The following is a 23,557-nucleotide window of genomic DNA, read 5'->3' as shown; positions in this document are numbered from 1 at the left end:
CCCGGAGGACCCGCACATGTTGTTCCACGTAAAGATGACCGTAAAACTGCCGGCGGACATGGACCCGGCCAAGGCCACAACACTGAAGGCCGATGAGAAAGAACTGGCCCGGCGCCTGATGAGCGAAGGCACCTGGCGGCACTTGTGGCGCATCGCCGGGCAGTACGCCAACTACAGCGTATTTGACGTGGAGAGTGTGCAAGCGCTGCACGACACCTTGATGCGTTTGCCGTTGTTTCCCTACATGGATATTGAGGTTACGCCGCTGTGTCGGCACCCGTCCTCCCTTCGCGAAGACGACCGTTGATTACGCCCATAACAAAAAAATGAGGTAACACCCATGACCGTTAACGTTAGCCACACTGCCGAAATACAGCACCTGTTTAAAGAGGCGGCCGGTTTTAACAACGACCAGGGCAACCCGCGGGTTAAAGCCATCATGCTGCGCTTGATCAACGACGTCGCCACGCTTATTGAAGACCTGGAGATCACCGACAACGAGTTCTGGTTCGCGGTGGACTACCTCAACCGTCTGGGCGGGCGCAATGAGGCGGGTCTGTTAGTGCCGGGGCTGGGGCTGGAGCACTTTCTTGATGTGCTACAAGATGCCAAAGACGCGCAAGCAGGCCTGAGCGGCGGCACGCCTCGCACCATTGAAGGCCCGTTGTATGTGGCGGGCGCGCCCATTGGCGAAGGCGAAGTGCGCATGGACGACGGCAGTGAACTGGATCACGCCACCGTGATGTTTTTGGAAGGGGTGGTACGAGACAGCGAAGGCCGCGCGGTTGCGGGGGCGGTGGTCGACGTGTGGCACGCCAATACCCAGGGGAGCTACTCCTACTTCGACACGCGTCAGACGCCGTACAACTTGCGCAGGCGCATCGTCACCGATGCCAAGGGCCAGTACCGCGCCCGCAGCATCGTGCCCAGTGGATACGGCTGCTCACCCGACGGCCCGACTCAAGAATGCCTGAACATGTTGGGGCGTCACGGTCAGCGCCCGGCGCATATTCATTTTTTCATCTCGGCGCCGGGCCATCGGCACTTGACCACACAGATCAATCTCTCAGGTGAAGAGTACCTGTGGGATGACTTCGCCTATGCCACCAGAGAGGGGCTGGTGGGGGACATTACCTTCGTCGAAGACCCGGCAGTGGCCCGTGAGCGGGGGGTTCAGGGTGAGCGCTTTGCTGAATTGAAATTCGATTTCCAGTTGCAAAAGACACCACGGGTTGAAGCCGAACAGCGCAGCCAGCGCCCTCGCGCGATGCAAGACGGCTGAACCGGCAAGTGGCGGCCGCGGCGCGGTTGCCCACCCCTCGCATTAACCTGGGCAATGCGCGCGGCGCGTCACGGATGGCCTGATGCGCCTGCTGCGAGGCGTCATGAAAGCTTGATTAACGAATGCGCCCCGTCCGCTGCCTGATCGGGTGCCTGTGTTCGATTATCGAACCACCAAGCGTTTAGCGCATGGGGTGGCATGCCTGCCGAGCGTACTTCTTCTCTACCCGACGCCTTGCTGCGTCCTGAACATTATTGAGATCACCATGGCTGAGATTCTTTCCCTGCGCGAAGCCGTCGAGCGCTTTGTGAATGACGGCGACTCCCTGGCGCTTGAGGGGTTTACCCACCTGATTCCGACGGCAGCGGCACACGAGATTATTCGTCAGAAAAAGAGAGATCTGACACTGATTCGTATGACGCCTGACTTGGTATACGACTTGATGATTGGTGCCGGGTGCGCCAAGAAGCTGATTTTTTCGTGGGGCGGAAACCCGGGCGTCGGCTCGTTGCATCGCCTGCGCGACGCCGTTGAAAAGGGCTGGCCGCAGCCATTGGCAATCAGCGAGCACAGCCATGCGGCCATGGCCAATGCGTATGTGGCCGGCGCCTCAAACCTGCCGTTCGCGGTGCTACGCGGGTATCAGGGCTCGGATTTGGTGAAGGTCAATCCCGACATCAAGTTCATCGAATGCCCCTACACCGGCGAGCAATTGGCCGCTGTACCGAGCGTGCGCCCGGATGTGAGCGTGATCCACGCGCAGAAAGCTGACCGCAAAGGCAATGTGTTGATTCAGGGCATCCTCGGCGTACAAAAAGAAGCTGCGCTGGCGGCCAGGCACTGCATCGTGACCGTCGAAGAAGTGGTGGATGACTTACAGGCGCCGATGAATGCCTGTGTGCTGCCCGGCTGGGCGCTGAGCGCGGTGTGCGTTGTCCCCGGCGGCGCACATCCGTCTTATGCCCATGGTTACTACGAGCGTGATAACCGCTTCTACCAGGCGTGGGATTCCATCGCTCGCGACCGTGAGACTTTTACTGCCTGGATCGATGAACACATCCGTGGCACTGAGGATTTTGAGCAGTTTCAGGCGAAACTGAACGCAGGGACCAAGTGATGAACGACTTCAATACCAACGAAATGATGACCGTGGCGGCTGCCCGAAATCTGGGCAACGGCAGTGTCTGCTTTGTCGGCATTGGCCTGCCTTCCAAAGCGGCCAATCTGGCGCGTTTGACCCATGCGCCCGAGGTGGTGCTGATTTATGAGTCCGGCCCGATCGGTGCAAAACCGAGCGTGTTGCCGCTGTCCATCGGTGACGGCGAACTGGCTGAAACCGCCGACACGGTGGTCCCCACCGGCGAAATCTTTCGCTACTGGCTGCAAGGCGGGCGCATCGATGTGGGCTTCCTCGGTGCCGCGCAGGTCGACAAGTTTGGCAATATCAATACCACGGTGATTGGCGACTACCACCAGCCCAGGGTACGTCTGCCGGGTGCGGGGGGCGCGCCGGAAATCGCGGGCAGTGCGAAGAACGTCTTGATCATTCTCAAGCAGGGGCACCGCACGTTCGTCGAAAAACTGGCCTTCATCACTTCAGTCGGGCATGGCGAGGGCGGCGATCACCGCAAGCGTCTCGGGTTGCCGGGTGAGGGGCCGGTGGCGATCATCACCGACTTGTGCATCATGGAGCCGGAAGCGCACAGCCGCGAATTTATCGTCACTTCGCTGCACCCGGGCGTGACCCGTGAACAGGTCATTGACAACACGGGCTGGCCGATTCGCTTTGCCCCCCACGTGGCCACCACCCTGGCGCCTACCGTGGAAGAGTTGGCCGCGCTGCGGGCCCTTGAAGCCCGTACCGCCATTGCCCACGGGCAGACGGGAGGTGAGGAATGAGCCGCGAGGTCTTCATCTGCGATGCCGTGCGCACGCCAATTGGCCGGTTGAATGGAGGGCTGGCGCCGGTACGCGCCGACGATCTGGCGGCGATCCCGTTGCGCGCCCTGATGCAACGCAACCCGCAGGTGGACTGGACGGCCGTGGACGAAGTGTTCATGGGCTGTGCCAATCAGTCGGGCGAAGACAACCGCAACGTGGCACGCATGGCACTGTTGCTCGCCGGTCTGCCAGCCAGCGTGCCGGGGGTCACCCTCAACCGTCTGTGCGCGTCGGGCATGGAAGCGGTGGGCGCTGCGTTTCGGGCCATTGCCAGCGGCGAAATGGCGTTGGCCATCGCGGCGGGGGTCGAATCCATGACCCGTGCGCCGTATGTGATGGGCAAGGCCGAGAGCGCTTTTGGGCGCGCCCAACAACTCGAAGACACCACGTTGGGCTGGCGTTTCATCAACCCGGCGCTGCGGGCCGCCTACGGTGTGGACAGCATGCCGGTCACCGGTGACAACGTAGCCCACGAGTACGCGATCAGCCGCGCCGATCAGGATGCCTTCGCACTGCGCAGCCAGCAAAAGGCCGCCGAGGCCAAAGCGGCGGGCTATTTTGCCGAAGAAATTGTGCCGGTGGTCATCCACAGCAAGCACGCAACGTCGGTTATTGACACGGATGAGCACCCGCGCGCCGGTTCATCGCTTGCAGCCCTGGAACAGCTCAAGCCGGTCAACGGCGACGGTCAGACCGTTACGGCAGGCAATGCATCGGGCCTCAACGATGGCGCGTCGGCCATGGTGCTGGCCTCGGCTGACGCGGTGGCCAAGTATGGTTTGACGCCTCGGGCCAAAGTGCTGGGCATGGCCAGTGGCGCGGTATTGCCACGGGTGATGGGGGTAGGCCCGCTGCCCGCTGTGCGCACCCTGTTGGCGCGCCTTGACTTGAGTCTTCATGACTTCGATGTGATTGAGCTCAACGAAGCGTTTGCGGCGCAAAGTTTGGCAGTCACCCGTGCATGGGGGCTGGCTGACGACGATGCGCGGGTCAATCCGCAGGGGGGCGCGATTGCCCTTGGGCATCCGCTGGGCATGAGTGGTAATCGGCTGGTACTGACGGCGGTCCACCATCTGCATAAGTACGGCGGCCAGTATGGGCTGGCGACGATGTGTGTGGGGGTCGGCCAGGGGTTGGCATTGGCCATAGCGCGCGTCTGACCTGGTGGTTCGCCGTTCATTGACGGCGATCTGGCCCGAAAATCTCTTCCCCTTGGAGTGTTGTATGTCTGGAATAAAACGGGTCGATGGCCCACTCAATTACCTCCTTGAAGGTCCGGCAGATGCCCCGGTACTGATGTTGTCCAATTCGCTGGGCACTGACTTGCGCATGTGGGATGAACAGATGGCTGCATTCACCGAGCATTTTCGTGTGTTGCGCTATGACACCCGTGGGCATGGCCAATCCTGTGTGACCCCCGGCCCGTATAGCATCGAACAGCATGGCCGTGATGCCGTGGCATTGCTGGACGCCTTGCAGATAGATCGCGCCAGTTTTTGTGGCCTCAGCATGGGTGGCTTGATTGGTCAGTGGCTGGCGATCCATGCGCCTGAGCGCTTGCAGCGTCTGGTGCTGTGCAACACCGCCGCGAAAATCGGCAACCCGACTGTCTGGAACCCGCGCATTGACACGGTGTTGCTTGACGGGGCAGCAGCCCTGCGCGGGCTGCGTGATGGCGCAGTTGCACGGTGGTTTACCCCTGAATTCGCCATCGCCTGCCCCGACCGGGTTGAGCGGATTGTCGACATGCTGGCGCACACCGCGCCCCAGGGGTATGCCGCCAACTGTGCTGCCGTGCGCGATGCCGATTTTCGGGAAAACCTGGGCCGTATCGACGTCCCTGTGTTGATCGTGTGCGGCACGCAAGATGCGGTTACCACCGTCGAGGATGGGCGTTATATGGCTGAGCGCATTCGCGAGGCACAACGGGTCATGCTGCACGCGGCGCACTTGTCCAACGTGGAAGCTGGGGCGCAGTTCACTCGCCGCGTGCTGGATTTTTTGCGGGCATAAGCGGTTCTGCAAGGCCCGGCCTGCCTTGAACGGACACGCACATCACAGGGCCGGTGAATGCCATACGTTCCTGTTGTGTCGCGGCTCAAGCCCTTTGCCTGCTACTCAAGCCCTTTTGGCACCTGCCGATAACGAAGGCGATGGCCCTGTGCCCGATCACATAAATGGAGTGTCGCCTGGAGGTCTCCAGGCGTTAAGGAGAGCACCTTGAAACGCATGGGTTCTACGATTGGCTTGATCGTTCTGTTGTCAGGCTGTGGGGTTTACAGCGATGTGAAAGTTGCGATGGCGCGTGATGCATTGCGTCAGGAGTGCATGGGCACATTCACCAACACCTGTGTCAGCAAAACCATTGATTACAACATCCTGTTACTGGAGCAAGCCAAGTCAGCCTGGTTGGCGCAAGAGGGAGAGTTGGTCGAGTCATTGGGCAAGGAGGCGGGCTCACTGTGGACCGGTCTGGTTGAACAGCGCACTGATCAGTTGGTCGATAAGCTGGAATCGGTGCGGCCCGGATTCTTTTCGCGCTGGTTCCTCGGGGATGCGCAGCCTTTGAGTGGCAAAGGGATGATGGAGTTCTCCGGCCAGGACCTGAAAGAGATGCAAGGCGCGCTGATGGCCGAATTTATCGCCAAGGGTAAGAAACAAGGGCTGACCCTGACTGATAAAGGCGCTGAAAAATATGCCCCAAGTCCTGCGCAACCTGTCGCTGAGCCTGTGGCCGGGCAAGCCGAGGCCGCCCTTGAAGCGGCGATAAACAATTTGATTGCGTCAGAAATAGCCAAAGAGGGTGGCGCGGAATACACCGATAGCCGTCAGGTCATTTACATGGACCTGAATGAAGATAGTCAGCCAGATGCCGTGGTGCTGTTCACGGTTGAAGGGCAGGGTGGTGGTAACGGTTCTTACCAGAGTCTGGCCGGTTTTTACCGCTCGGGCGCAGGCTGGATGTACCAGGGGCACTCAGTGGTGTCCGGAGCCGTAACAGACATCAAGGCCGCGCCGGGTCAGCAGGTTGCTGTCAGTACCCTGACCAGTGGCCCGGATGACCCGCGATGCTGCCCGAGTGTGCAGGGCGTCGACATCTATACATGGACCGGACGTGGCTTTTACGTGAAGCAAGGCTGAAAGCCAAGCACCTGCGCCGCGGTCCCCGTCGGGGGCGGTGGCGCAAGTAAAAGGCGGGGGGCGCGGCGCGGATCAGTCAGTCGGCGCTTTATCCAGTGCTTCGCGCAATGCCGTGGCTGTTGTAAAGGCCTGCTGTGAAACCAGGGTGCCATTGTCCAGCTGCAGAAACAGGATTTGCTTTTTGTCACCGGGGTATCGACTGGCAATCGAGCCGTCGCGGTCCAGCGCGACGCGGTAGTTGTATCCCTTCATGGATGGAATGGCGAACAGCTTTCCGATCAGCGAAGGCATGCCGTGGACATCGGCGAGAAACACAACATGGCGTGCTTCCAGGTAGCCCTTGGGCTGGTCTTCTATCGCCGCCTTGACCAATTGAGCCCCCTTCATGTCGCGCGCCACCAACAGAATGCGGGTGTTTTTATCGAGGGCCTGCGTCTGGTCGAACTGGTCTTTAAGCGCCCAGGGCTGCAACGCATCGCCGATGTTGGCTGCCTGAGCCAGCAGGGATACCGCACTCAATAACAGCGCAAGTACAATTTTCAACGTTCAATCCTTCTGTTCATGACGGTTGATTCAGATCGCTAACAGCGTATGGCCATTAGTCGTAGCGCGGCATGTTAGCCCGCAAGCCCTGTGAGTAGAACCTGTACTGTCGTGCTGCTGTCCAAAAGTATGACAAAGGGTGTCTGGTGACACGACGGCGAGTGGAGCACAATTTGTGCGACTGGCTTATCATCGTCGGCGTTTCACCGATCAATGGCAGTAATCAGAGTAGCGGCGTAATGACTGACTGGCTTCAACACGATGGCGCGATGGCTGAGCGAATCAGAGCGCATGATTGGGCCAGCACGCCGCTCGGGCCTTTAACCGAATGGCCGGATGTGTTGAAAACCAGCGTGGCGTTGATGCTGGATTCGCATTTTCCGCAGTGCATCGTGTGGGGCGAGTCCCTGACCACGCTGTATAACGACGCCTTTGTGCCCATTCTGGGGAGCAAGCCACAAGCGTTGGGTCGTGCGTTTAGCGATATCTGGAGCGAGGCCTGGCATGAGATCAGTCCGATTGCCGACCTGGCCTTCGCGGGCAAAGCGACGTACATCGAAAATTTCCCGGTAGTGATTCATCGCAGTGAGCGTCCGGAGCTCGCGTACTTCACCTTTTGCTACAGCCCGATTCGCGACTCCGCCGGCCAGGTGGTCGGCATGATTGATACCGTGACCGAAACCACAGCGACGGTGTACATGACCCAGCGTCTGTCGGTGCTGGACGCGATCGGCCGTGCAGTGGTCAATGCCAGTGACCCGCAGGAAATCCTCGCAATCACCATGCGCAAGCTTGCCGATCACCTGCGCGTTACGCATTGCGCCTACGCCGACCTGGAGGCGGACGAAGATACCTTCTTTATTCGTGACAACTGGCTGGCGAAGGGCGCCACCCGCCTTGTGGGCCAATACAGTCTGGAGGATTTCGGTCAGGAAGCAGCGTCCCGGTTGAAAGCCGGACAGCCGCTGGTCATCAACGACGCGCAGGCCGAACTGCCTGCACGAGATGCCGCCAGTTTCACCGCGTTGGGTGTCAAGGCCACTGTTTGCCTGCCCTTGATCAAAGGCGGACGGCTGACAGCGTTAATGTCAGTGCACGATCAATCGCCGCGACAGTGGTCGTCCCATGAAGTGGCATTGTTGCGTGAAGTGACAGAACGCTCATGGGCGCACATTGAGCGTGCGCGCGCCGATGCCGCCGTGCGCGCCGGTCTGGCTGAGCTTGCGCAGCTCAACACCACGCTGGAACAGCGCGTACAGGAGCGCAGTGCACGTTTGCTGAACATTGAAGCGGCGTTGCATCAATCGCAAAAGCTTGAGGCCATCGGCCAGCTCACGGGCGGTGTAGCCCATGATTTCAACAACCTGCTGACAATTATTCGTTCGTCGGTGGATTTTCTGCGCATGCCGAACCTGTCGGATGCGCGCCGGGAGCGTTACGTCAACGCGGTGTCAGACACCGTCGAGCGTGCGAGCAAATTGACCGGCCAGCTCCTGGCCTTCGCCCGGCGCCAGCCGCTCAACCCGCAGGTATTCGAGATCGGCCAACGCATCCGTGATATCGGCGACATGTTGGAGACCATCACTGGGGCCAGAATCAATGTGGCGGTCGAATTACCGCCCGAAGCCTGCTATGTGCGCGCCGATGCCAGCCAATTCGAGACAGCGCTAATCAATATGGCGCTCAATGCACGGGATGCCATGGAAGGGCAGGGCACGCTCCTGCTGCGGCTCAATGACACCACCACCTTGCCTGCCATTCGGGGGCATGCAGGTTCCGACGAACCTTTTGTTGCCATCTCGTTGGCCGACACGGGCATCGGTATTTCCACGCGCATGCTGACGCAGATTTTCGAACCCTTTTTCACCACCAAGGAAGTGGGCAAAGGCACGGGACTCGGGTTGTCGCAAGTGTTCGGGTTTGCCAAGCAGTCCGGGGGTAATGTGGACGTCTCAAGTGTCCTCGATCAGGGGTCGGTATTCACCCTGTACCTTCCGCGAGCCAGCGTTGATGCGCTTGCGGAGGTTGAATCCAGCGTGTGCGTGCCTGCACCTTCAGACCCTGAAGCCGAGAAACCTCGCGTCCTGATTGTGGAAGACAACCTGGAAGTGGGGCGTTTTGCACAACAGATCATGCAGGACCTGGGCTATGAGACGGCTTGGGCCACCCATGCCGAAGCGGCACTGCAAATGATCGGGCCGCAAGCCATGGCTTTTGACGCGGTTTTTTCGGATGTGGTCATGCCTGGCATGACGGGGGTGGTAATGGCCAAGGAGATGCGCAAACGGCGGTCAGATTTGCCGATCATACTGGCCTCCGGCTACAGCGAAGAGCTGGCGTTCGACGGTTACGATGGCTTCGAGTTTCTGCCTAAACCCTACTCAGTCGAGCAGATTTCGCAGATTTTAGAGAAAATAACCCTCAAGCGCTGATGGCTTTATTTCTAGTGAGCAAAGCGTCTGAAATACGCCTCAAACTTGTAATCCCTGTCTCCATCCGTTATAGCTAGAAAGGCATTCATAACCAAAAGAGGCTCAACAAGCCCGATGCATGAGACCACACGTATCTTTGACACTTGCGGCCTTACGCCTGCGCAACGCAGTGACGTAACCAGGCCGATCCAGCTGCACACCCTTCCTGTTTTAGTGGCTACGTTCTGCCAGACACTGGCGACGCGTTTTCATTTGCCACCCACTTCGCTGCGGGACGCTCTGGTCACCCGCAAGCGCAGCCGCGCGGTACCTCCCCCTTCAGTTTGATGCCTGATTGTCCTCTCGCCGCGCTCATCGAGTGTGTTCACGCGAGGGTTTCCAATGATTCAGCGTTCAACCTGTTGAGGGAATTCGATGTCTATTCGTGTAGCAATTATTGGCGCAGGCCCGTCCGGCCTGGCGCAACTGCGTGCCTTTCAGTCAGCCCATGCAAAGGGTGCGGCCATGCCGGATGTGGTGTGTTTCGAGAAGCAAGCCGACTGGGGCGGCATGTGGAACTACACCTGGCGCACCGGCCTGGACGAGCACGGCGAACCGGTGCACGGCAGCATGTACCGTTACCTTTGGTCCAATGGTCCCAAAGAGTGCCTGGAGTTCGCGGATTACAGTTTTGATGAACACTTCGGTCGACCAATTTCTTCGTATCCGCCCCGTGAAGTGCTGTGGGATTACATCCAGGGCCGGGTCAAGAAGGCCGGCGTGCGTGATTACATTCGTTTCAATACGGCGGTCAAACACGTCACGTTCGACCCGGTATCGCGGCAATTCACCGTGACTGCTCACGATTACGCCAACGGGCGAAGCACGACGGACACGTTTGATTTCGTGATCGTGGCCAGTGGGCATTTCTCCACGCCGCACGTGCCGGAGTTTGCCGGGTTCGAACGTTTTTTCGGGCGAATTCTGCATGCCCATGACTTTCGTGAAGCCACCGAATTTCAGGGCAAGGACTTGCTGATCGTGGGCAGTAGCTATTCGGCCGAGGACATCGGCTCGCAGTGCTACAAGTACGGCGCACGTTCGATCACCAGCACCTACCGCACGCAACCGATGGGTTACGCATGGCCCAAGGGATGGGAAGAGCGTGCGCTGCTGAACAGGGTCGAGGGAGACATCGCGTATTTTGCCGATGGGTCCAGCAAGCGCGTGGATGCCATCATTCTGTGCACCGGCTATCAACATCACTTCGCGTTTCTGCCGGATGAATTGACCCTCACTACAGGTAATCGCCTGTGGCCGCTGGGCCTGTACAAAGGCGTGATCTGGGAGCAGAACCCGCAGTTGATCTACCTCGGCATGCAAGACCTGTGGTACAGCTTCAACCTATTTGATGCTCAGGCCTGGTTTGTGCGCGATTACATTCTGGGTCGCATCAACCTGCCTGAAATATCCGAAATGCAGGCCGACAGTGCCTCGTGGCGCGAGCAGGAAGAACGTCTGCACTCCACCGCCTCGATGTACGAGTTCCAGGGCCGTTACATCAAGCACCTGATCGAGCATACGGATTACCCGGCCTTTGATATCGACGCTGTGAATCAGATCTTCCTCAAATGGAAGACTGACAAGAAGCGCGACATCATGGGCTATCGCGACAAATCCTACCGTTCAGTCATGACTGGCACGTTAGCGGTGCCTCATCACACCCGCTGGTTGCAGGCGCTGGATGATTCGATGGAAGAATATTTGCGCGAAACGGCGGGCAAGGGTGACGTCAATACACTGCGTCAACGTTGACGGCGCAGCCTCTGGCTCCTGATGTGGCCAGAGGCAACTTAGCCTTTCTTTTTTTGCAGGCTTTTCAAGCGGGCGCTGGCGCGTTGCACGGCCGCCATTTTTTCCGGGCGTTTCATGCGCCGCCACTTTCTGATGTCTTCTTTGTTGCGCCCGCAGCTCACGCATACGTCCCCGCTGAGCTGGCAGGTGGCTACACACGGGTTTTCGATATCTTTGGCCACGTCTTACTTGCGACCCGCGCCTTTGCGCGCCAGGCGTTGTGGCCACTGACCGGCGTCTGTGCGCTGGCATTCTTCTTCGGAGTCGAAATACACATGGGAGGCTACGTTGCGCACGTTGACATTGGCTTTGTCGAACGCCTTTTCTGTCAGCTCAACCATGTAGCCTGCTTCTCCGTCGGCCAGGGCAAAGTCCTTGTTGTTTTGCGTATCGAACACCCACACCACTTTGAGACTGGTCGCAAACGCCTCATGGTCGACGGCGTGGGTCAGCCAGACAAACCCGTCGATTTGATGTTTGGCGGTTTCGCAGGCCTCGGTCAGGGCTTTAACCAGGCGGCGTTCAATTTGCGCCTGATTACGTTTGTTGAGTGACATGAATCATCCTGTTGGCTGGCGGTGCTGAAAAGCCGGCCATCATACGCCAAGCCTTGTACTGGCGGATCGTTGATTGTGCGCTTGTGTTGGGGCGGGGTTGCAAACCGTGGGCAAACCCACGTCGCAAACGATTCAGCTGCCTGAAAAAACCGCAAAAGATGCATTTTCGCCCAAAGGGCCACCTGAGGTAGAATGTCGCGGTTTTGAGGCTGGCCACCCCGGATACTCATGTTCACGCAGTTCCCCGGAAGGAACCGCGAGGCGGTCGGATGCAAGGGAATAGCGAAACGGTTGGTGGTTGCGAAGGAGCTGGGCGGAGGCAATCCGATTAGGCCGTGGCCATCAATAGCTGACACATATCATAAATGTCACCCAAGTCGCTGAAGCCAATAATTAATAAGAGATCAGCACCCAAGGTACATAAACGTGGGGTCTATAGTTGTGCATAGGCCTTTATCCATCTACCCGTTCAAGGCCTGAGGGCTCGACTGCAGGCGATCAGCCTGTGGTGAGTTGATAGTGCTCATGAACCGCGTGCCGGGTAGATGATGTTTTATCTTAGGTACTACAAAATGTTAAAAAAAATGAACAAGGGGCTACTGGGCCTCGCGCTGAGCATGGGGTTGACCTCCGTGCAGGCAGCCGAGCCCAAACAGGTTGATGTTTTGCTGATTGGCGGCGGCATCATGAGCACCACATTGGGCGTTTGGCTCAATGAGCTGGAACCGAACACCTCGATGCAGATGATCGAGCGTCTGGACGGTGTGGCGCTGGAAAGCTCCAATGGCTGGAACAACGCGGGTACGGGTCACTCGGCACTGGCTGAACTGAACTACACCCCGGAAGACAAAAACGGCAACGTTGAAATCCCGAAAGCCATTGAAATCAATGAAGCGTTTCAGATTTCCCGTCAATTCTGGTCCTGGCAGGTCAAGAACGGCGTTCTGAAGAACCCGCGTTCATTCATCAATTCCACGCCGCACATGAGCTTTGTGTGGGGCGATGACAACATCAAGTTCCTGAAAAAGCGCTACGAGGCACTGCAGGCGAGCCCGCTGTTCGCCGGCATGCAGTACTCCGAAGACCCGGACCAGATCAAAAAATGGGTCCCGCTCATGATGGAAGGCCGTGATCCGAACCAGAAGATCGCAGCCACCTGGTCGCCGATCGGTACGGACGTTAACTTCGGTGAAATCACGCGTCAGTTCGCTGCTCACCTGCAAGCCCAGCCGAACTTCTCGCTGAGCCTGTCGAGCGAAGTCAAAGACATCAAGCGCAACGAAGATGGCACCTGGCGCGTGGTGTACAAAAACCTGAAGGACGGCACCGAATCTCAGACCGATGCCAAGTTTGTGTTCATCGGCGCGGGCGGCGGTGCACTGCACTTGCTGCAGAAGTCCGGTATTCCTGAAGCTCAGGAATACGCGGGCTTCCCGGTAGGCGGCTCGTTCCTGGTGACCGAGAACCCGACAGTTGCCGAACAACACTTGGCCAAGGCCTACGGCAAAGCATCGGTCGGCGCGCCACCCATGTCGGTTCCTCACCTGGACACCCGCGTGCTGGACGGCAAGCGCGTGATTCTGTTTGGCCCATTCGCGACGTTCTCGACCAAGTTCCTGAAAGAAGGTTCTTACTTCGACCTGTTGACCAGCACCACGACCCACAACTTCTGGCCAATGACCAAAGTCGGTATCGAACAATACCCATTGGTTGAATACTTGGCCGGTCAGTTGATGCTGTCGGACGAAGACCGTTTCAACGCGTTGAAAGAGTACTTCCCGAATGCCAAGTCTGAAGACTGGCGTCTGTGGCAAGCCGGCCAGCGCGTGCAGATCATCAAGCGAGACGAAGAGAAGGGCGGTGTGCTGAAACTGGGCACCGAAATCGTCAGCGCCAAAGATGGCAGCATTGCAGGCCTGCTGGGCGCTTCGCCCGGCGCCTCCACTGCGGCACCGATCATGCTGACCGTGCTGGAAACCGTGTTCAAGGACAAGGTGGCTTCGCCGCAGTGGCAAGCCAAGCTGCACCAGATCGTGCCAAGCTATGGCACCAAGCTGAACGGTTCGCCAGAGCGCGTTGCGCAGGAATGGGCCTACACGGCTGAGACGCTACAATTGACGCCTCCACCGGCAATTCCGGCAGCCACCGCTGCTGAGCAAGCGCCAGCTGAAGCGCCGGCCAAGCCAGCACCAAGCAACCCAGCGGCTGATATGGCCCTGTAAAAAGCAGCCCCACCCAACGATGTTGGGTGGGGCCACTTTCAGTTGTAACGTTTGACTCCCCCTCGATACAACGCCCGCTGAATGAGCGGACGCCGATTCACGGCGTACCGAACAGGGCCGTCCAGTAAATCCCCGCATCACTTTTCGGATCGACCGCATAGGCCGCGCCCAGTTCGCGGAACTGCGGGTTCATTATGTTGGCGCAATGCCCGGGGCTGGCCAGCCATCCATCGACCACCTTGGTCGGCGTGTCTTGCCCGGCGGCGATGTTTTCGCCAACGCTTTGCGCACTGTAGCCAGCCAGCTCTGCACGATCTCCTGGCGTTCTGCCGTCACGGTTCATGTGATCAAAGTAATTGGTATTGGCCATGTCTCGCGTGTGGCTTTCGGCCGCAATGGCCAGCGTAGCGTTCCAGGTCAACGGGGCGGCTGCGGCAAACGCCTGTGTTGCGCATTGACGCGGTTGGTTGCGGGCAGTGTTGATCAGCGCCAGCAGCTGCTGGCCCTCAACTTGCCAATCCCCTAGACGTCCGGTCAACAAGGGGCGTGCCAGCACGATGCGCCACTCGCGCTGGTTGCGGCTGACGCCGATGTCGACGAATTGCGGGTCGAGTACCACGTTACAGAAGCTTTCTTGCACCGCTTTCATCGCCGCCTGTGCATCACGCGGGCCGGACAGGCTAATGGCCTGCACATTGACCAGTGGATAAGCATTACTGGCGAGCACTTGTTGCAGGTCGCCAAAGCGGTTGGCGGGCAATATCAGGCGCGGATCAGCGGCCAGAGGCGGCAGTTCCTGTGACACTTGCCCGCCGCACTTCTGAAGGTGGCTGCGATAGGTATTGATCGACTCGACGAGTTGCGATTCTTCACTGGCCATGACCGAGCAGGCCACGAGCACGCTGGAGGTAAAAGTGGCCAGGCGGGTGAGGGTGACGGGAACGCGCATGCAGGTTTCCTCTGAACGGGGTGCGCCCATGATGCGTTATTTCACCCGTTGTTTGGCAACCGCATTTCAGCGCGTGTGTTCGGTCACGAAGGCGCGTGCCTTGGCGGTGAGTTGGTCGATCTGGCGGTCACGCTTTTTTTCGGCGTCGATCATGGCTTTTTTGCCGTGCCGGTTGAGCAGGTAAGTGTGAATCTGCCGCACTTCGGTGGAGCGGTAGACCGCCGACACATCCAGCAGGGCCATCAGCCCGTCGGTGCCGTGGTCGCGTGTATTCATCACAATCTGCGGCCCGCGGGCACCCAGCACCTGAAAGCCCAAGGCCTCGAATTGCGCCACGTTGCGCACGCTGCACGTGAGCTCGGTGTGGGGGTAGCGGCGGGTGACTTCCTGCACCATTGCCCGGGTGACAGCCGGGGTGCTGGCGGCCATGTAGGCGATGCCACAGGCCTGAGGGTCGTCCTTCACGGGCAGGTACAAGGCAAAGCCGGTCACGGTAGCCGGGTTCTGTTCGTCCGTGGCCACGATAAGCTCTACGGTAATCCCTTTGCTCCCCTCCAGTGCCTCCAGGTACAAATGTACTTCGAAGCCGATGGTGTATTGATAGATGTTGTAGAGCAGGTTGCTGGGCGTGATTTCCATCATGCTCAGCTCGGTAAGCTGGTCCACCACGCGTTGCAAAATCTGGCTGCTGATGGGTTCGCTGACCGGTGTATCAAAATGAGTAAGAAGCGTCATGGGGCCTTTATCTGCAGGTCTCTGCGTGAGTGGAGGTCGGGGGCCGCGGGATCAGCGCTGGCTCAGCCAGTAGTCATGCAACGCGCGGGCGGCAGGCGCCAGATCGCTGACCTGTTGCTGATGCGCTGCGACGTCCAGATCGGCCGGCAGTTCAAAGTTGTACTGTTCGGCGCAGTCTGAAATAGCCTGCAGTAAACCCGCCTGAATGGCAGGCAAGGGCGCCCAGTTGGCGACGGCAATGCCGCGCAGGTAACCGAAACACCATTCTTCTGCCAGCGTCACGGCCTGCCCGAGATGCTCCGTCTGTTCGAAGCGCGGCACAAATGCCTGACTGCCTTGTGCCAGTTGGACAGCCAGCGTGTTGAGGTGCCGCACGCACAGGTCAATGAATGTCCGGGCCTCTTGCGGGGTTTCCCATTCAGGGTTTTGACCGCCCCAAATGGCGGGGAACCACTCAGCAATGTCCACCTGCGCCGGGCCAGAAACCAGTGCTGTGAAGTAGCCGTCGAGTTCGCTCGGGTTAAGGACCGAATGGTCGTCGCCGTACTTCAACAACGTGTCTTCAAGCGAGGCAAAGTCGGCAGCATTCAAGGGGTGGGTGTTCATGGACGAGTTCCTGTACCGGGCGCTTTGAGCTGGGCGCTGAAAAAAAAGCGCAGAATGCCGTGAGACGCGGTGTTTGACCCGCGCGCGGGCTCAATAAATCAATCGACTTTAACGATCGACGCCAATTCGTAGTATTTAAATTTGGCTTTGGCCAAGGCTTTTTTGGCTTCTTGCTCGGCATCAAACCGGCTCAAGGATTTTGAGTCATGAATGAATTGGGTCACTTCGCCGTCGTATTCCTTGCTGACGTTCATGGTGACGCGCAACACCGGGCCTCTGCGTTTCACCGGAGCGCGCTCCGCTGTCTTGACGGGGGCGGCGGGAGGCAGTTCAGGTTCAGGCTGGGGGGCCGCGGCGGGCGTGGGGGTATCAAGGCCGAGCGCTCTGCGCATTTCGTCCTCGGTGAATCCGGTGCTCATGGTGTGACTCTATTGATGTGAAACACGGGCTTATATTTCAGGCCTCTGGTCAAGGCAAGCGAATTCTTCAGGTAATTTCAAAAAATCGGGATTTGGGCGCCGGGTATCGCATTCCGATTCAGGTATCGCGCAACAGGTCGTGGCCGTCGAGCAGGCGATAGGCAATTTCTGGACGTTTCTCCAGCGCTCGCCGTATGGCGGCGGGAATTGCCTGACGGGTTTTGCGGCACAGGCCAGGCTGATCGGCCAAGCGGATGGCAATACCGCGCATGGTGCGCACTTCATTAAAACCCGGCTCTATGTCGAGCCGGATGCCCAGTTGCTCGTGCATGCGCCGTTGCAAGTGTTGAAGCTCGTTGAGGTCTTGAATGTTTTCCAGCCGTTGCAGCAGGTCTTTTTCAGCCTGACGGGTTAATTTGAAAATCCGCAGGTCGGCATCGGCGCGGGCCAGCAAAGTGTCACGCTCGCAGATGCAAACGCCGGGCGGGCAGGCAGGTCGGATGGGTACGGATGGGGTCATGGGCTAGAGCATAGCCAGATTGCCCGCAATTTGCCGCCGTGCCCGCCGCGCAGTGTTCAAGCGGTTTGCAGGCGCCGCATTACCAGGCCAATCAGCTCCTGAATCATGGGCTGGAATGCGTTGGCGGTACACGTTTGGCCCAGCATCACGGTGCGGGTCGTCAGGTGAGAGAACAAGGCATCGAACAAGATGGTGGGCAATTCGCTGGTAGATGCGTCGGTGGCGATCACCCCCCGTTGGCGCTGCTCTTCGAGCAGGTTGGCGATCAACTGGTGCCAGAATTTGGGGCCGTGCTCGTACCAGGTTTGCCCCACTTGCGGGACATGGGCCGAGCCATTGACCACCAGACGGTAGAAGCTGACATGACGAGGGCTGGTGACCACTGCCACCAACTGTTCAAGGATCATTTCCAGACCGCGCGTCAACTCGACACCCGAGGTGTCAAGTTGCTTGAGGTCCATGATGAAGTCTTCGCACAGGTACTCGACCACGGCCACCAGCAGCTCTTGCTTGCTGCCGAAATACCGGTAAATCGTGGCCTTCGAGCCGCCTGCAGCGGCGACGATGGCGTCCATGCTGAGGCCATCGTAGCCCTGCTGCAAAAACAGTTCGCTTGCCGTGATCAGCAGGTTGCGCCGTCGGTCCTCACTCCGGGTCGGGGTTGAAGTCGGGGAACGGTGCACCTGCGGCATGGGAACTACTCTTTGTCGGGAAGCGCGTACGCTATCACGTAATCCCCGCGATCTGGAGACTGACGCGCGCCACCTGCGACGATCACCACATATTGACGCCCGGTCTCAGGTGAGCGATAGGTCATCGGCGTGGCTTGGCCTCCCACCGGCAAGCGGCCCTTCCACAGCTCTTTGCCGGTGGCCATGTCCATGGCACGCAGGTAGTAATCCTGTGTACCGGCGTAGAACACGATTCCGGAGCCCGTGATGGCGCCGCCCCCCAAGGTCGGCATGCCCAGTGGAATCGGCAAGTTGGCGCGCACACCATGGATGACCGCGTCTTCAACGGTACCGGCCGGGCGCTCCCAGACCTGTTTGCGTGTCTTCAGGTCTACCGCAGCAAACACGCCCCACGGCGGGCTCTGACACGGAATACCCAAGGGCGAGTTGAAGCTTTTGTGGTCAATCACGAACGGCGTGCCGTCCATGGGGTAGGTGCTGCCGACGCCATGTCCGGATTTGAGGTGGGAGAGGTCGACACCTTCACGCGGCACCAGTTTGACCACCTGCGGGATGCGAATGTCGTTGACGAACAGGTAACCGTTTTTCTCGTCAATCGCCGCGCCGCCCCAGTTAAAGCCCCCGTAGTAGCCTGGGTAGATCAATGTGTCTTCGGTGCTCGGTGCGGTGAACTCGCCGTGGTAGTTGAGCTTCTTGAAGTCGATGCGGCACATCAATTGATCGAAGAAGGTCGCGCCCCACATGTCTTTCTCGGTCAGCGGTGCTGCGCCGAAGGTGGGCATGCCGACTGAGTAAGGTTGGGTTTTGGCAACCCAGTCGCCAGCCGCATGGTCCTGTGGCACCGCTTTTTCGATGACCTCGGCAATCGGCTGACCCGTGCGGCGGTCGAGCATGAAAATCTGCCCGCGCTTGGTCAGTTGGATCAGCGCCGGAATCTTGCCGCCTTTACCGTCCGGCACGTCATACAGGGCCGGTTGGGCCGCTAGGTCATAGTCCCAGATGTCGTGATGCGCGGTCTGGAACGTCCAGCGTTCGCGGCCGGTGGCCATGTCCAGCGCAACCACGGCAGACGAGTATTTCTCGGTCAATTCGGGGCGTGCGCCGCCCCAGAAATCCGGTTGCTGGTTACCCGTGGGCAGGTACACCAGACCCAGTTCGTCATCGAATGCCGGGCTGGACCACATGTTTGGTGTGCTGCGGGTGTAGGTTTGACCTTCAGGCGGCAATTTGGTGATGGCCGGATTGCCCAGGTCCCAGGCCCAGACCAGTTCACCCGTGTCGGCACTGAACGCCCGAACCACGCCGGACGGTTCATCGGTCGAACGCCCGTCAAAGACCCAGCCGCCCAAGATAATCAGGTTGCGCGAAACGGTCGGGGCTGAGGTGTAGGCGTAATACGGCACGTTTTCCATGACCTTGCCCAAGCCCTGGGTCAGGTCCACGGCACCTTTGTCACCAAAGGCCTCGCACGGTTTACCGGTTTGGGCATCGATTTCCAGCAACCGGGCATCCATGGTCACTTGCACAATGCGCCTGGCACATACGCCGTCTTGCGGGGGAGCAGCGGGCTTTAGGTCGGCAAACACCAACGGGTGTTCAACCTTGGCAGGCTCGTAATAGCTCACGCCCCGGCAGCGGTTCCAGGTTTTGATGTTGTGCGGCTTGGGGTCGAACATCCAGCGTTGTTCACCGGAATCCGCATCCAGCGCGATGACTTTGCTGGTAGGTGTGCAGGTGTAGACGGTGTTGCCGACCTGGATCGGCGTGTTCTGGTATTCCGACGCGCCTTCGGCGACTTCACCGGTGCGATAGGTCCACGCCACTTGCAACTGATCGACATTGTCTTTGGTGATCTGATTCAGTGCCGTGTAGCGGGTGCCCGCCGGGTTGCTACCGTAGTGGCTCCAGTCCACGACACGTTCTTGCGGGGTGTCAGCAGCCAGTTGGGCAACCGGTAGCGGCGTGCCTTCGATCACACCGTGCGGGGTGAAGAGGGCATTGGCACCCACGGCCAGCAAGGCGGCAAACACTGCACTGGCGCTATAACTGGCAGCACGCTGGCGACCCTGTGTGAGCCAGGGGTGCAGCAAACACGCCAACAGACCCATGACCAAGAACGGCGCCAGCCGCGGCACCATCGGCCAGAACGTGAAGCCGACTTCCCACAGTGACCAGATAACGGTGGCGACAAACACAATGGCCATGACCGCAGTGGCGGCGGGTTTGCGGCGGATATACAGCAGACCCGATCCAAGCATGCCGAGCCCGGCGAGCAGGTAGTACCAGGAGCCTCCCAGTGACATCAGTCGCGTCCCTGCAACTGCCAGAAACAGCCCGCTGAGGGCCAGCAACAGTCCGAAGATGCCCAGTATCAGGTGTCTTCCTTTAGAGGCAGGCGCCTCTTGTTTAGCGTTTTTCATTACGGTGATCCCGGCAACCGGCAGCCAAGGCCTTAGAAGCGCTGCGGGTTTAGGTTTTAGAATGGTACTGTACAGTACAGTTTTTATTCTGAGCCTGTTTCCGGCACAAATAAAGACAATTTGTCGCAGGGGATGAAATTTTAGTTAACCGGTGATGACTCGTTCAGCGGCAGGTTCATGACGATGGTGCGTTCTTCGCCATGGTACTGGTCGCGCACTTTTTCAAAGCCCAGCCGGGCATAGAACGACTCGGCCGTGACCGAGGCCGGGACCTGCAATGCGCTCAGGTGTGCCGCGCGCGCCAGCGCAACGAGCTGCGCCATTAATGCTTGTCCTACGCCGCGTCCTTGCCAGTCGGGGTCCACAAATACACTTCGCACCACGGCGCCATCCAGGCTGGCGGTGCCGATCAGTTGCTGTTCGGCATGGGCGACGTACACCTGGCGCTGTTGCATGAGCTGAAGAATTGAAGGCGGGGCGAAGTGCTGCTCCACCTGCGCGATGACCTGCGGCGAGTAATCACCGGCGTTGGAAACACGCAACGTCGTGATAATCAGCTGGCTGATGGCGGGTGCCTCTGCGGGGGTGGCGCGTCGGATCGTGCAAGTCATGGCGCTTCCTTGTTGTGACCTCAGTCGTCGAACCCTTCGGCCAGAATGCCGGCATACAGCTGCCGATCAATATTGGCACCGCTCAAAATCACCGCCACTCGGCGTCCCTGCTGCTGGGGCTGTTCCTGGATCAAACCGGCCAGCGCCGCAGCGCCTGCACCTTCGGCGGTGTTGTGCGTGGTTTCATGATAGACCCGCATGGCGTGGGCAATTTCACGGTCTGAGACCCGAATCACTCGCGCAGCGCCCTGCGCAATCATGGCCAGCGCTTGCGGCATAGGCTGGCGGCAGGCCAGGCCGTCGGCGAAGGTATGGGCGGTTTCTGTGCTCACTACGCGACCTTGCTCAAGGCTCTGGGCAAACGCATCGGCATGCCGCGACACAACGCCCACGATTTCGGTTTTGAGGCCCAGCAGGTCGCGGGCCTGGATCAACCCGCAAATACCCGAACCCATGCCAATAGGCACATACACCGTGTGCAAGTCGCTCACTGCTTCAAACAGTTCCAGTGCATAGGTGGCTACCCCGCGGATCAGGTCAGGATGGAACGCGGGCACCAGATGATGCCCATGGGATTGTGCAAGCAGGGCTGCTTCGGCTCGGGCCTCGTCAAAGTCGTTGCCAAACTCGATCACATGCGCCCCCAGTGCCCGCATCGCAGCGTTTTTTTCGGACGAATTACCGACCGGCACCACAATGCTGATCGCCAGCCCCATGCGGCGCGCAGCCAGTGCCAGGCTTTGCCCGTGGTTACCGCGCGTGGCGGTCACCAGGCCTCGCGTGTGGGGTTCGCGCTGGATCAAGCCTTGGACGTAGATCAACCCGCCGCGCACTTTGAAAGCGCCGGTCGGGGTGTGATTTTCATGTTTGACCCACACCTGCGCGCCCAAGCGCTCGGCCAATAAAGGCCACGCCAGTTGTGGCGTGGGTGCTAGGGTCTGGTGGATATCGTGGGCGGCGAGACGCAGGCTATTCAAGTCAAACATTGGAGGTACCGTGATCGAGGGTTTGACTCGATTCTAAGCACGGCACATTGTATGGGCCGATTCTTATATTGCATGGCCAACAATAAATGTGGATGCCGACCCTCAACCAGACACAAGAGCCGCGCTATTTGGCGTTGGTCGATGCAATCACCCGTGCCATTGCCTGTGGTGAGTTGCAACCCGGCGAACGCTTGCCGCCACAGCGCCGTCTGGCCTGGGCGTTGGGCTGGAACCCGAGCACCACGATGCAAGCCTATCGCGAGGCGGCGCGTCGGCATCTGGTGTCGGGAGAAGTGGGGCGCGGCACTTACGTACTGGCCAGCAGTCAGGAGGCCACATTATTCAAGCTGCAACAGGTTGAGGATCTGCCCTCGCGCCTTGACCTGCGAACCAACCTGCCTGCCATCGACCTGCACACCGAGCGCGACGCGCAGGCGCTGAGCTGGTTGCTTGACACCCGACAGGCCAGTCGCCTGCAACACTATGTCAGTGCGGCCGACTTGCTGCAGGCCAGGGCGCAAGGTGCAGCCTGGTTGCGCGGGCGGGGGCTGGAACTGCCGGTCGATCACATCATGTTGTGTACCGGCGCGCAGCAGGGGTTATTCACCGTGCTGTTGTCACTGTGTCAGGCAGGTGAACCGGTGTTGGTTGAAGCGTTGACCGCCCCCGGCATCAAGGCCGCCTGTGCGCAACTGCGGCTGCCCCTGCACGGCGTCGCATTGGACGAACAAGGCATCATGCCGGACGATTTCGACCGCATGATTCGCGCCACGGGGGCGCGCATTGCAGTGCTCACACCCACTTTGCAGAACCCGACGTCAGCGGTCATGAGTGTGGAACGCAAGCAGATCATTGCGCAGATTGCCCGGCGCCATGGCGTGCAAGTGATCGAAGATGATGTCTATGGCGCCCTGACCGACAGCCCGCCGCTGTGCCAGTTCTTGCCCGAGCTTGGCGTGCTGATCACCAGCCTATCCAAAACGGTCGGCGCGGGTTTGCGACTGGGCTGGATCGCGGCCCGCCCACAGGTACTGGCGCGCATTGACCCCCATGCCCAGGCGGCACATTGGGGGCTTTCACCCCTGACGCTGGCGATTGCCTGCCACTGGATCGGTGAAGGCATTGCCCGAGAGCGCCTCGACTGGCAAATCCGGGAGGTTGGACATCGTTGGCGGATGGCAAAACACCTCATGGGGCGAGGGATGTACCAGACGCACATGGCCTCGCCGCATATCTGGTTACAAGCCCCCGCCGAGGCAGAACCGCTGGTGCAGACGTTTCGCATGGCGGGGATTGAGGTGGTGCCTTCACAGGTATTTACGGTTAAATCAGCGCCCTTGAACGCAGTGCGAATCAGCCTGAGCGCAGCCCCCAGCATTCAGCAGTTGAGTGTCGCGCTGCAGCGTTTACCTCCTGACATCCCGTATATGAGAACCCCATGCGCAGAGAAATAGGCTATTGGCACCGCGAGGGTCGAGAACTGTTTTATTACCTGGAATTCAAGCCCGAGACCGCCGAGTTTTACTTGACCTGTGAACACACCCCCGACGTAGGCGAGGGCAGCATACGATCGGTATTGCTCAGCGAAGCGCGGGGCGAACGCTATTACGAGGATGCGCTGCTGATCATCAAGGAAGAACTGTTCAAACAGTACACAGTGTAAGGGGG

Annotated in this window: 24 protein-coding genes; 12 read left to right on the top strand and 12 right to left on the bottom strand. The window is 59.3% G+C overall.

Translation table 11 applies throughout. The annotated features are described in order from the left end of the window. Positions 1-16: 16 nt before the first annotated feature. The 7 genes from catC to HBN68_RS12575 all read left to right on the top strand — a co-directional run bounded on the left by catC (position 17) and on the right by HBN68_RS12575 (position 6,364). Positions 17-307: a muconolactone Delta-isomerase gene (gene catC / locus HBN68_RS12605; protein WP_094993880.1), complete on the top strand. Its 291-nt coding sequence runs from the start codon at positions 17-19 to the stop codon at positions 305-307. Positions 308-340: 33 nt separating this feature from the next. Next, positions 341-1,282, top strand: a complete 942-nt coding sequence (gene catA / locus HBN68_RS12600) for a catechol 1,2-dioxygenase (protein WP_094993881.1) — start codon at positions 341-343, stop codon at positions 1,280-1,282. Positions 1,283-1,547: 265 nt separating this feature from the next. After that, positions 1,548-2,399, top strand: a complete 852-nt coding sequence (locus HBN68_RS12595) for a CoA transferase subunit A (RefSeq protein ID WP_169964452.1) — start codon at positions 1,548-1,550, stop codon at positions 2,397-2,399. Next, a complete protein-coding gene (locus HBN68_RS12590) occupies positions 2,399-3,181 on the top strand; it encodes a CoA-transferase subunit beta (RefSeq protein ID WP_094993883.1) in 783 nt (260 codons plus the stop codon). The genes HBN68_RS12595 and HBN68_RS12590 overlap by 1 nt, the downstream gene beginning before the upstream one ends. Next, positions 3,178-4,383 (top strand): 3-oxoadipyl-CoA thiolase, encoded by a 1,206-nt coding sequence (gene pcaF, locus HBN68_RS12585; RefSeq protein ID WP_094993884.1) that lies wholly within the window; start codon positions 3,178-3,180, stop codon positions 4,381-4,383. The genes HBN68_RS12590 and pcaF overlap by 4 nt, the downstream gene beginning before the upstream one ends. A gap of 64 nt (positions 4,384-4,447) precedes the next feature. Next, positions 4,448-5,236 carry a 3-oxoadipate enol-lactonase gene (gene pcaD / locus HBN68_RS12580; RefSeq protein ID WP_169964454.1) on the top strand — a complete coding sequence of 263 codons (789 nt, stop codon included), beginning with the start codon at positions 4,448-4,450 and terminating at the stop codon, positions 5,234-5,236. A gap of 207 nt (positions 5,237-5,443) precedes the next feature. Beyond that, the gene (locus HBN68_RS12575; protein WP_169964456.1) at positions 5,444-6,364 is read left to right on the top strand and encodes a hypothetical protein; all 921 of its coding nucleotides are present in this window, start codon (positions 5,444-5,446) and stop codon (positions 6,362-6,364) included. Positions 6,365-6,436: 72 nt separating this feature from the next. Here HBN68_RS12575 and HBN68_RS12570 read toward each other — a convergent pair whose 3' ends face one another. Next, positions 6,437-6,907: an FAD/FMN-containing dehydrogenase gene (locus HBN68_RS12570; RefSeq protein ID WP_094993887.1), complete on the bottom strand. Its 471-nt coding sequence runs from the start codon at positions 6,905-6,907 to the stop codon at positions 6,437-6,439. A gap of 239 nt (positions 6,908-7,146) precedes the next feature. On the opposite strand from HBN68_RS12570, the gene HBN68_RS12565 reads away from it, so the two are divergent. Both HBN68_RS12565 and HBN68_RS12560 read left to right on the top strand, forming a co-directional pair. After that, entirely contained in the window at positions 7,147-9,339 is a 2,193-nt protein-coding gene (locus HBN68_RS12565; protein ID WP_169964515.1) for a GAF domain-containing protein, read from the top strand. Positions 9,340-9,753: 414 nt separating this feature from the next. Continuing rightward, the gene (locus HBN68_RS12560; protein ID WP_169964458.1) at positions 9,754-11,133 is read left to right on the top strand and encodes an NAD(P)/FAD-dependent oxidoreductase; all 1,380 of its coding nucleotides are present in this window, start codon (positions 9,754-9,756) and stop codon (positions 11,131-11,133) included. A gap of 38 nt (positions 11,134-11,171) precedes the next feature. On the opposite strand, the gene HBN68_RS12555 is transcribed toward HBN68_RS12560, so the two are convergent. Next, positions 11,172-11,354, bottom strand: coding sequence for a DUF1289 domain-containing protein (locus tag HBN68_RS12555; protein ID WP_094993889.1), 183 nt, complete (start codon positions 11,352-11,354; stop codon positions 11,172-11,174). Between the two features lie 3 nt (positions 11,355-11,357). Further along, positions 11,358-11,729 carry a hypothetical protein gene (locus tag HBN68_RS12550; RefSeq protein WP_094993890.1) on the bottom strand — a complete coding sequence of 124 codons (372 nt, stop codon included), beginning with the start codon at positions 11,727-11,729 and terminating at the stop codon, positions 11,358-11,360. A 572-nt stretch (positions 11,730-12,301) separates the two neighbouring features. Between HBN68_RS12550 and mqo the strand changes: the two genes are divergently transcribed. Next, positions 12,302-13,951, top strand: a complete 1,650-nt coding sequence (gene mqo, locus HBN68_RS12545; protein ID WP_094993895.1) for a malate dehydrogenase (quinone) — start codon at positions 12,302-12,304, stop codon at positions 13,949-13,951. Positions 13,952-14,048: 97 nt separating this feature from the next. Here the strand turns inward: mqo and HBN68_RS12540 are convergent, their stop codons facing one another. From HBN68_RS12540 to HBN68_RS12500, 9 genes are all read right to left on the bottom strand, one after another. Then, positions 14,049-14,900 (bottom strand): CAP domain-containing protein, encoded by an 852-nt coding sequence (locus HBN68_RS12540; protein ID WP_094993892.1) that lies wholly within the window; start codon positions 14,898-14,900, stop codon positions 14,049-14,051. Positions 14,901-14,966: 66 nt separating this feature from the next. Then, positions 14,967-15,635 carry a GNAT family N-acetyltransferase gene (locus HBN68_RS12535; RefSeq protein WP_169964460.1) on the bottom strand — a complete coding sequence of 223 codons (669 nt, stop codon included), beginning with the start codon at positions 15,633-15,635 and terminating at the stop codon, positions 14,967-14,969. A gap of 51 nt (positions 15,636-15,686) precedes the next feature. Further along, the gene (locus HBN68_RS12530; protein WP_169964462.1) at positions 15,687-16,241 is read right to left on the bottom strand and encodes a UPF0149 family protein; all 555 of its coding nucleotides are present in this window, start codon (positions 16,239-16,241) and stop codon (positions 15,687-15,689) included. Between the two features lie 98 nt (positions 16,242-16,339). Beyond that, on the bottom strand, positions 16,340-16,660 hold the full coding sequence (locus HBN68_RS12525; protein WP_169964464.1) for a hypothetical protein: 321 nt from the start codon (positions 16,658-16,660) through the stop codon (positions 16,340-16,342). A gap of 118 nt (positions 16,661-16,778) precedes the next feature. Continuing rightward, positions 16,779-17,180: a hypothetical protein gene (locus tag HBN68_RS12520; RefSeq protein ID WP_169964466.1), complete on the bottom strand. Its 402-nt coding sequence runs from the start codon at positions 17,178-17,180 to the stop codon at positions 16,779-16,781. Positions 17,181-17,236: 56 nt separating this feature from the next. Continuing rightward, positions 17,237-17,872 carry a TetR/AcrR family transcriptional regulator gene (locus HBN68_RS12515; RefSeq protein ID WP_169964468.1) on the bottom strand — a complete coding sequence of 212 codons (636 nt, stop codon included), beginning with the start codon at positions 17,870-17,872 and terminating at the stop codon, positions 17,237-17,239. A 5-nt stretch (positions 17,873-17,877) separates the two neighbouring features. Beyond that, positions 17,878-20,292 (bottom strand): membrane-bound PQQ-dependent dehydrogenase, glucose/quinate/shikimate family, encoded by a 2,415-nt coding sequence (locus HBN68_RS12510; protein ID WP_169964470.1) that lies wholly within the window; start codon positions 20,290-20,292, stop codon positions 17,878-17,880. 140 nt (positions 20,293-20,432) lie between these two features. After that, entirely contained in the window at positions 20,433-20,903 is a 471-nt protein-coding gene (locus HBN68_RS12505) for a GNAT family N-acetyltransferase (protein ID WP_169964472.1), read from the bottom strand. 20 nt (positions 20,904-20,923) lie between these two features. Next, positions 20,924-21,889: a threonine dehydratase gene (locus HBN68_RS12500; RefSeq protein WP_094994605.1), complete on the bottom strand. Its 966-nt coding sequence runs from the start codon at positions 21,887-21,889 to the stop codon at positions 20,924-20,926. A gap of 86 nt (positions 21,890-21,975) precedes the next feature. On the opposite strand from HBN68_RS12500, the gene HBN68_RS12495 reads away from it, so the two are divergent. Together HBN68_RS12495 and HBN68_RS12490 are read left to right on the top strand one after the other, a co-directional pair. Beyond that, positions 21,976-23,343, top strand: a complete 1,368-nt coding sequence (locus tag HBN68_RS12495) for a PLP-dependent aminotransferase family protein (protein ID WP_169964474.1) — start codon at positions 21,976-21,978, stop codon at positions 23,341-23,343. Beyond that, positions 23,328-23,552 carry a hypothetical protein gene (locus tag HBN68_RS12490; protein WP_169964476.1) on the top strand — a complete coding sequence of 75 codons (225 nt, stop codon included), beginning with the start codon at positions 23,328-23,330 and terminating at the stop codon, positions 23,550-23,552. The genes HBN68_RS12495 and HBN68_RS12490 overlap by 16 nt, the downstream gene beginning before the upstream one ends. The last annotated feature ends 5 nt before the right edge of the window (positions 23,553-23,557 follow it).

This window comes from Pseudomonas sp. WS 5078 (assembly GCF_012985745.1).
Taxonomy (GTDB): Bacteria; Pseudomonadota; Gammaproteobacteria; order Pseudomonadales; family Pseudomonadaceae; genus Aquipseudomonas; species Aquipseudomonas lundensis_A.
The sequence above is the reverse complement of the archived record's forward strand: the minus strand, read 5'-3'. Positions and strand labels throughout refer to the sequence as shown.

What these genes read in the sequence shown, in the direction of transcription:
- catC (WP_094993880.1), top strand. Translation starts at nt 17, where the DNA reads ATGTTGTTCCACGTAAAGATGACCGTAAAACTGCCGGCGGACATGGAC.
- catA (WP_094993881.1), top strand. Translation starts at nt 341, where the DNA reads ATGACCGTTAACGTTAGCCACACTGCCGAAATACAGCACCTGTTTAAA.
- HBN68_RS12595 (WP_169964452.1), top strand. Translation starts at nt 1,548, where the DNA reads ATGGCTGAGATTCTTTCCCTGCGCGAAGCCGTCGAGCGCTTTGTGAAT.
- HBN68_RS12590 (WP_094993883.1), top strand. Translation starts at nt 2,399, where the DNA reads ATGAACGACTTCAATACCAACGAAATGATGACCGTGGCGGCTGCCCGA.
- pcaF (WP_094993884.1), top strand. Translation starts at nt 3,178, where the DNA reads ATGAGCCGCGAGGTCTTCATCTGCGATGCCGTGCGCACGCCAATTGGC.
- pcaD (WP_169964454.1), top strand. Translation starts at nt 4,448, where the DNA reads ATGTCTGGAATAAAACGGGTCGATGGCCCACTCAATTACCTCCTTGAA.
- HBN68_RS12565 (WP_169964515.1), top strand. Translation starts at nt 7,147, where the DNA reads ATGACTGACTGGCTTCAACACGATGGCGCGATGGCTGAGCGAATCAGA.
- HBN68_RS12560 (WP_169964458.1), top strand. Translation starts at nt 9,754, where the DNA reads ATGTCTATTCGTGTAGCAATTATTGGCGCAGGCCCGTCCGGCCTGGCG.
- HBN68_RS12550 (WP_094993890.1), bottom strand. Translation starts at nt 11,729, where the DNA reads ATGTCACTCAACAAACGTAATCAGGCGCAAATTGAACGCCGCCTGGTT.
- mqo (WP_094993895.1), top strand. Translation starts at nt 12,302, where the DNA reads ATGTTAAAAAAAATGAACAAGGGGCTACTGGGCCTCGCGCTGAGCATG.
- HBN68_RS12540 (WP_094993892.1), bottom strand. Translation starts at nt 14,900, where the DNA reads ATGCGCGTTCCCGTCACCCTCACCCGCCTGGCCACTTTTACCTCCAGC.
- HBN68_RS12535 (WP_169964460.1), bottom strand. Translation starts at nt 15,635, where the DNA reads ATGACGCTTCTTACTCATTTTGATACACCGGTCAGCGAACCCATCAGC.
- HBN68_RS12530 (WP_169964462.1), bottom strand. Translation starts at nt 16,241, where the DNA reads ATGAACACCCACCCCTTGAATGCTGCCGACTTTGCCTCGCTTGAAGAC.
- HBN68_RS12525 (WP_169964464.1), bottom strand. Translation starts at nt 16,660, where the DNA reads ATGAGCACCGGATTCACCGAGGACGAAATGCGCAGAGCGCTCGGCCTT.
- HBN68_RS12520 (WP_169964466.1), bottom strand. Translation starts at nt 17,180, where the DNA reads ATGACCCCATCCGTACCCATCCGACCTGCCTGCCCGCCCGGCGTTTGC.
- HBN68_RS12515 (WP_169964468.1), bottom strand. Translation starts at nt 17,872, where the DNA reads ATGCCGCAGGTGCACCGTTCCCCGACTTCAACCCCGACCCGGAGTGAG.
- HBN68_RS12510 (WP_169964470.1), bottom strand. Translation starts at nt 20,292, where the DNA reads ATGAAAAACGCTAAACAAGAGGCGCCTGCCTCTAAAGGAAGACACCTG.
- HBN68_RS12505 (WP_169964472.1), bottom strand. Translation starts at nt 20,903, where the DNA reads ATGACTTGCACGATCCGACGCGCCACCCCCGCAGAGGCACCCGCCATC.
- HBN68_RS12500 (WP_094994605.1), bottom strand. Translation starts at nt 21,889, where the DNA reads ATGTTTGACTTGAATAGCCTGCGTCTCGCCGCCCACGATATCCACCAG.
- HBN68_RS12495 (WP_169964474.1), top strand. Translation starts at nt 21,976, where the DNA reads ATGTGGATGCCGACCCTCAACCAGACACAAGAGCCGCGCTATTTGGCG.
- HBN68_RS12490 (WP_169964476.1), top strand. Translation starts at nt 23,328, where the DNA reads ATGCGCAGAGAAATAGGCTATTGGCACCGCGAGGGTCGAGAACTGTTT.